This is a genomic window from Nocardia violaceofusca NBRC 14427, assembly GCF_963869435.1.
GTDB lineage: Bacteria > Actinomycetota > Actinomycetes > Mycobacteriales > Mycobacteriaceae > Nocardia > Nocardia aobensis.
In genome coordinates this window covers 132,956-139,639 of record NZ_CAWMPM010000035.1, presented here as the reverse complement: position 1 = coordinate 139,639, position 6,684 = coordinate 132,956, and the positions used below count along the sequence as shown (strand labels likewise).

Genomic DNA, 6,684 nt, shown 5'->3' with positions numbered 1-6,684 from the left:
GCCCCGGGCACGGCCGCCGAACTCCATCCCGAGATACCCGACGGGCACGAACTTCTCGCCGCCTGCTGCGGCCACCTCGGCGACCAGGCCGACGACCATCCGGTCACCAGGGCCGCCCGCGAACTGGCCGAACTTCACCTCGCCCGCCGCCGCTCCCCGGTCCGCGCGGCGGAGATCGACTGTCGCAGAAGGGAAATCGTCGTCCACATCGACCGCTGGGTCAGCGACCGCACCGCCGCCGCGGCCCATGCGCGTTCCCTCGGCGCGGCCGTCGACGGACTCGCCGCCGCCCAGGTCCGCGCCACCGTGCTGCTGCGCGAGGCCGAGACGGTCGACGACGAACGAGTCAGGGCCGCTTGGTCTCTGGTCGGATCGCTGGCCGACTGGTGGGGCGAACTGGTCGAGCAGCACCTCGGCACCGCTCGCCCGCGCCGGCGTCCGCGCGGTGCGCGATAACGCGGGTGGCCCTACACCGGCCGTGCCTCGATCACGGATTCCGGTGACACCGTCGCGGTGATGCGGGTCAGCGCGAAACCGCAGCGCGCGAGCAGGTCGCGGTAGTCACCGGCGGTGCGCTCGCGGCCGCCACTGTTGATCAGCATCTCCAGGTCGGTGTACTTACCCGGATGCGGGCGATTGTCCTGGGGCAGCACGATTTCCACGATGATCAACCGGGCGTGGGACGTCATCGCGGCGCGCACGGTGCGCAGGATCTGTTCGGCACGCGCATCCGGCCAATCGTGAACCACATGTTTGAGCAGATACGCCTCCGCGCCCGCCGGAACCGATTCGAAGAAGGACCCCGCCGTCACCTCGGCCCGCTCGTCGAATCCCGCGGCCGCGAAGCGCTCCGCCGCACCGGCTACCACATCGGGCAGATCGAACAGCACGCCCCGGGTTTCGGGTGCGCGCGAGAGGATTTCGGTGAGCATCGCGCCGTGCCCGCCGCCCACATCGACGATCGTCGAGAAGCGCCCGAAATCGTAAGCGGCGAACAACGATTCCGTGGTGAGCGATCCGATGCTGGTCATCGCGCGGTCGAACAGGTCGCCGAATTGACGGTCGGTGCGGATGTATTCGAAGAAGGGAGCGCCGTCCACATGCGGCCCCACCGGATTTCCCGTGCGCACCGCGTCGACCACATGCGTCCAATGCGCCCGATGTGTGGCCGACCCGAAGAACAGGGCCGCATCACGCAGCGATTCCGGGGAGTCGCGGCACAGGGCCCGGGCGGGCGGGGTCAGCGCGTAGCGGCCGTCGCGCCGCTGCGCGAAGATGCCGTGACTGATCAGCAGCCGCAACAACCGGCGCAGCGCATCCTCGTCCGCACCCACGCGCCGCGCCAGTTCCGCACCGGTGAGCGGCCCCTGCGCCAGCTCATCGGCGATCCCCAGTGCCGCGGCCGCATGAATGGCCTGCGCCAACCACCCCGCTGCCAGCAACTCCATCAACGACAGCGGCGCCGGCGCCAACCGCCGATAGGCTTCGCCCAGCGCGTAGCGAACGGTCCCGACGGCCCGCACCAGCGGTAGCGGCGGCAGTTTCGGTAACCCGAACACCATGCACAACTCCTCCGAGAGACGGACAGGTCGCGCTCCGCAGCCTACGGCCTCAGCGGGAGTGTCGGCGTATCGCCGGAGAAATCGCTGTCCGGTCACGTGTTGACGGCGCTGGTGGTCGGGATGAAGTTGAATGCGGGGGCTCCGGCGTCGGTGTTGGTCGGGTCGGGGCCGTCGCCGGGGGCCACGGGGCCGATCTCGGGCAGTGTGCGCGGATTCGGGAGCAATGAGGGCATGTCACGCCATGCGGTGTCCGCGGCCTGCAATTCGAGTCCGATGGCGATGAGATCGGCTTCCGCCCAGGGCTTTCCACCGAGCTGCACGCCGAACGGCAGACCGGTGGCGGCGGATCGGCCCGCCGGCAGGGCCAGGACCGGTGTGCCGGTGTAGTTGGCCCACATCATCGGGATATCGCAGGGGCCGATGAGGGAAATCGGGCCGATGTCATCGCGTTTCGAGCTGTCGGTGATCGCACCGGGGAGAATCACCGCGTCGAGCCGGTTGTCGGCGAACAACTGGTTGTACCGGCGCTGGAATCGCGCACGGTCGCGTTCCAGCTGCCAGTAGTCGGAGGCGGGCGCGGCCAGCGCCGCCAGTGCCATCGCCACGACCGCGGCGCTCTCGGTCCGATAGAGCGACAGCCTGTCCGACCACTGCCGATGGAACATCCCCAGCTCCACCGCATCACCGGTGGCCAGCGCGAGCGGTGGTGTCGGCATGGCGACCTCCACCGTCTCGCCGCCCAGCGCGGTGACCAGCCCGAGGAAGCGGGTGAACAACGTGCCGAGTGCCGGGGGAAGTGGGTGAACGAATTCCGTCGGCACTCCGAAACGCTTGCCCGACAACGGTGTCACACCACCGGTAGCCGTCAGCGGGAAGCCGTCCTCCGGTGGCGCCGGCGCCACACCGGTCACCGGGTCGTTCGGATCGGGACCCACCATGGCCGACAGCAGCAGGGACGCGTCCGCGACGCTGTGCCCCATCGGACTGGGATGGTCCCTGGTCCACATCACGGGGATGAGGCCGTAGCGGCTACATCGGCCGAATGTCGGCTTGATGGCGGTGACTCCGGCCCGGGACGCGGGGATGCGGATCGAACCACCGGTATCGGATCCGATCGACAGCGGGGCGAATCGGGCCGCCAGCGCCGCCGCGCTACCGCCCGACGAACCGCCGATGGATTCGCTGATATCCCAGGGGTTTCCGACCTGTGGAGTGTCGGTGGCCATCGCGAATTCGGCGGTGTGCACGTGCCCGATCAGGACCGCGCCCGCCTCGCGCAGCCGCCGCCAGACCGTCGCGTCCCCGGCGGCGACATTGCCGTCGAGAACGCGGCTCGACGCGGTGACCGGCAGTCCCGCGGCCGCGTAGATGTCCTTGACCGCGATCGGGAGTCCGCAGATCAGCGGTGCGTTCCCGGCCGCCAGTCGTTGCGCGGCCCGCTCTGCCTGCTGATGGGCGAGCTCGGGATAGGTACGAACCCACGCGGTGGTCGCGCCGTCGTAGGTCGCGCTGCGGCGCAAGCAGGCGTCGAGCAGTTCGGCCGGATGCAGCCGGCGGGTCTGTAGCAGCGCGGATGCCTCCGTGGCGGTCAGCAGTGCCGGATCCGTGGTGGCGATATCGGACGGATTCGGCAGCGGTGCATGCCGGGAGACGGTGCGCGCGCCCGCGACCGGCGCGCTACGCGCCACGGCCGCGGCGGCGAGGCCGAGGCCGGCCGCCCGAAAGAGCGCCCTGCGCGAGGAAGCTGCATGCATGATCGTCCGCCCCGGATCCGTGCGGCGGTGAATGTGAATCACTGCCGTTTCTTATGTGGAAGCCTCGAAATTATCAGTCCCGCCGTCGCTTTGACACAGTAGCCGCCGAATCGGCTACCGCAATCCCATGAAATCTGGGTGTCGGCCGGGAGTTGCCGCCGGGTACGGGAGGCGTCGCGCGTCCCCTGCGTCACGTTCGGCATGTCGTCGGATCGCGACCGGCGTGAGAACTGGATCGGGTAATGATCCGGCCCGCTGCCTCACCCACGATCCGAGCTGATCTCTCCCGTCACCGTCGGGTAGCCGAAAGTAGCTGCGCGGCAGCGGCTTCGGCGGTCGAGGCGGCGGCTGTCTCGCCGGTGATGCCGGCGGTGACGATGGCTCCCTCGGCGAGCAGGTAGATCGCGTCGGCGGCGTCGGATCCGGTGGCGGCGACCCACCCGGCGATCATGTCGTGGAAGGCGGCCTTGTGCGCGCGCACTTCCGCGCGGACGGCCGGTGACTCGGCACCGAGTTCGCCGTGCATGTTGATCCAGGCGCAACCGCGAAAACCCTGCTCGCCGAACCAGTCTCGTAGCCAGTGGAAGACCGCCTCGACACGCCGGAGCGGATCGTCGACGCGTTCGACGTACCGGGCCAGCGCCTGGCGCCACCGTTCGTCGCGGCGGCGCAGCATCGCCACGACCAGGTCTTCCTTGGTCGGATACAGGGTGTAGATCCGCTTGAGCGACAGGCCGGACGCGTCGCGGATCCGATCCATTCCGACGGCCTGGACGCCGTGCGTGTACATCAACTCCTCGGCGGCGTCGAGCAGCGCCGCGCGGTCGGACGCATTCCGTTCGGCGCTGAGCGTGGCGGGCATGGCCGGGACTCCCTTGACATCGAGAATGTTCGTTCCCTACCGTAACGCATCGGTGGAGAACGAACGTTCCCCGTGGAGAGGCAGGAATCCGATGTCCGAAGCTCGACCGCCCTATCCGCCGTTCACCCTGGAAACCGCCGCGCAGAAAGTGCAGGCGGCCGAGGATGCGTGGAACACCCGGGATCCGCACCGGGTCGCGCTCGCCTACACCCCCGACTCCACCTGGCGGAACCGGGACGAATTCGTCACCGGCCGTGCGCAGATCGTCGAATTCCTGACCGCGAAATGGGAACGTGAACTCGACTACGCGCTGCGTAAGAGCCTGTGGGGATTTCGCGGAAACCGCATGGCCGTCCGGTTCCAGTACGAATGGCACGACCGTACCGGTCAATGGTGGCGCAGCTATGGCAACGAGCTGTGGGAATTCACCGACCAGGGATTGATGGCACGTCGGGAGGCGAGCATCAACGACGTGCCGATCACCGAGGCGGATCGCCGGATATTCGGCCCGCGCCCGGCCGAGGAGCACGGGGTGGACATCCCCCTGCGGTAGTCACCGGTACGGGCGGTGATCAGTAACCGGCCTCCGGATCGATCCGTGCGAGGAGCTCACGCCCCTGCGCGAAGCGGGTGACGTTCGCGGCGACGTGGTCGGCGAAGGCGGCTGTACGCAGCTGCGGCGGATTGGAATCGTGCGGGGTGATGATCGCATTCGGCAGGTCCCAGAGCGGATGGCCGTCGGGGAGCGGTTCGGGATCGGTGACGTCCAGGCCCGCCCCGCCGACGGCGCCCTCCCGCAGTGCGGCGACCAGGGCTTCGGTGTCGATGAGCGACCCGCGGGCGACATTGATCACCCACGAATGCGGTTTCAGTTGGGTCAGTTCGTCCTTGCCGATCAGGTGGCGGGTGCCCTCGGTCGCGGGCGCGGCGACGACCACGTGATCGGTGCGGGCCCAGATTTCCGGAATCCGTTCCGCGGGAATCGTTTCCACCACATGGGGGGCGTCGATCGGGCGGCCGGAGCGGTTGACGGCGATCACCCGGGCTCCGAACGGCTCCAGCATGGCGATGACCTCACGGCCGATCCCGCCCGCGCCGACGACCGCGACGGTCGCCCCGCGCAAGGTGCCGATATGCGGAAAGAACTCGGTCTGCCGCCAGCTGTGGGCGCGGATGTGCTCCGGCAGGTAGCGCACCCCCGCGAGCAGCAGCGCCATCGTCCCCTCGGCAACGCTCTTGGCGAAAGCGCCTGCCGCCGAGGTGAATACCACGCTCGGATGGCGTTCGAAGATGCCGGCGTCGAAGAACTCCTCGACCCCGGCCGAGTACAACTGCACCCACTCGATAGACTCGGGCAGGTCGGGAAATCCGTTCGGCCCGCCGTCCCACACCAGCGCCCGCGCGTCGCTCAGCTCCGAAAGCCGTGCTCCCGCGCCGGTGATCGCCTGCTCCAGAAGGTCATTGGTGAGCGGTGCCAGTGCGATGCGGACTGCGCCGGTCATGCGTCGTGTGCTCCTTCGTCTTCGTCGAGGTCCACCTCGACCCGGTCGCGGTCGGCCCATTCCAGCAGCGTATTCAGGTCGAAGACCGCGTCGTCGATACCCGCGTGCAGATCGCCGAGTTCGGCGTAGCGGGCGGGGACGGTGTTGATGGTGAAGTCGTTCGGTTCGATATCGGGAATTTCGTTCCACCGCACCGGTGTCGAGACGGTGGCGGCGGCATTGCCGCGTACCGAGTAGGCGGCGGCGATCGTATGGTCGCGAGCGTTCTGGTTGTAGTCGACGAACAGCAGTGCCGGATCGCGATCGCGGCGCCACCACGTGGTGGTCACATCGTCGGGGGCGCGGCGCTCGACCTCCTGTGCGAAGGCCAGCGCGGCGCGGCGCACCTGCTGGAAGCCGTGCTCGGGCGCGATGCGCACGTAGATGTGCAGGCCGTGCCCGCCGGAGGTCTTGGGCCAGCCGACCGCACCCAGCTCGTCGAGGACCTCGTGCGCGACCTCCGCGACACGCTGGACCCGCGACCACGGGCAATCCGGCATCGGATCCAGATCGATGCGCCATTCATCGGGCTTCTCGGTGTCGAAGCGGCGCGAGTTCCACGGATGGAACTCCACCGTCGACATCTGCACCGCCCAGATCACGTCCGCCAGTTCCCGCACGCACAGTTCGTCCGCGTGCCGGTTGTAGCGCGGAAAGTGCACGCGCACGGTGGGAATCCAGTCCGGCGCCCCCGCCGGGAGCCGCTTCTGATGCACCTTCCCGCCCGGCAATCCCTTCGGGAAGCGGTGCAGCATGCACGGCCGGTCCCGCAGGGCGTTGACGATTCCGTCGCCGACACTCAGGTAGTACTGCACCAGATCGAGTTTGGTCGCCTCGAGCTCCGGGAAGTACACCCGATCCGGATTCGACACCCGCACCGTATGCTCGCCGACCGTCAACTCCACGGCCGGCGTCGACTTACTGGTCACCGGATCGACGATAGTGGGTGATCGATCGCCGGGCAC

General features: G+C 68.6%; 7 protein-coding genes. 2 read left to right on the top strand and 5 right to left on the bottom strand.

The window, feature by feature from the left end:
• A partial coding sequence (locus tag AC5592_RS27330) for a hypothetical protein (RefSeq protein ID WP_063065886.1) occupies nucleotides 1–456 on the top strand: 456 nt, incomplete at its 5' end.
• 11 nt (nucleotides 457–467) lie between these two features.
• Here the strand turns inward: AC5592_RS27330 and AC5592_RS27325 are convergent.
• From AC5592_RS27325 to AC5592_RS27315, 3 genes are all read right to left on the bottom strand, one after another.
• A complete protein-coding gene (locus AC5592_RS27325; protein ID WP_063065885.1) occupies nucleotides 468–1,562 on the bottom strand; it encodes a methyltransferase in 1,095 nt (364 codons plus the stop codon).
• A gap of 92 nt (nucleotides 1,563–1,654) precedes the next feature.
• A complete protein-coding gene (locus AC5592_RS27320) occupies nucleotides 1,655–3,316 on the bottom strand; it encodes an amidase (RefSeq protein WP_063065901.1) in 1,662 nt (553 codons plus the stop codon).
• Between the two features lie 289 nt (nucleotides 3,317–3,605).
• Nucleotides 3,606–4,178, bottom strand: coding sequence for a TetR/AcrR family transcriptional regulator (locus AC5592_RS27315; protein WP_036499533.1), 573 nt, complete (start codon nucleotides 4,176–4,178; stop codon nucleotides 3,606–3,608).
• A 91-nt stretch (nucleotides 4,179–4,269) separates the two neighbouring features.
• Here AC5592_RS27315 and AC5592_RS27310 point away from each other — a divergent pair, with 91 nt between their 5' ends.
• A complete protein-coding gene (locus AC5592_RS27310; protein ID WP_036499535.1) occupies nucleotides 4,270–4,731 on the top strand; it encodes a nuclear transport factor 2 family protein in 462 nt (153 codons plus the stop codon).
• Nucleotides 4,732–4,750: 19 nt separating this feature from the next.
• On the opposite strand, the gene AC5592_RS27305 is transcribed toward AC5592_RS27310, so the two are convergent.
• Both AC5592_RS27305 and ligD read right to left on the bottom strand, forming a co-directional pair.
• A complete protein-coding gene (locus tag AC5592_RS27305; protein ID WP_036499537.1) occupies nucleotides 4,751–5,680 on the bottom strand; it encodes a D-isomer specific 2-hydroxyacid dehydrogenase family protein in 930 nt (309 codons plus the stop codon).
• Entirely contained in the window at nucleotides 5,677–6,648 is a 972-nt protein-coding gene (gene ligD / locus AC5592_RS27300; protein WP_036499570.1) for a non-homologous end-joining DNA ligase, read from the bottom strand. The genes AC5592_RS27305 and ligD overlap by 4 nt, the downstream gene beginning before the upstream one ends.
• Nucleotides 6,649–6,684: the final 36 nt, after the last annotated feature.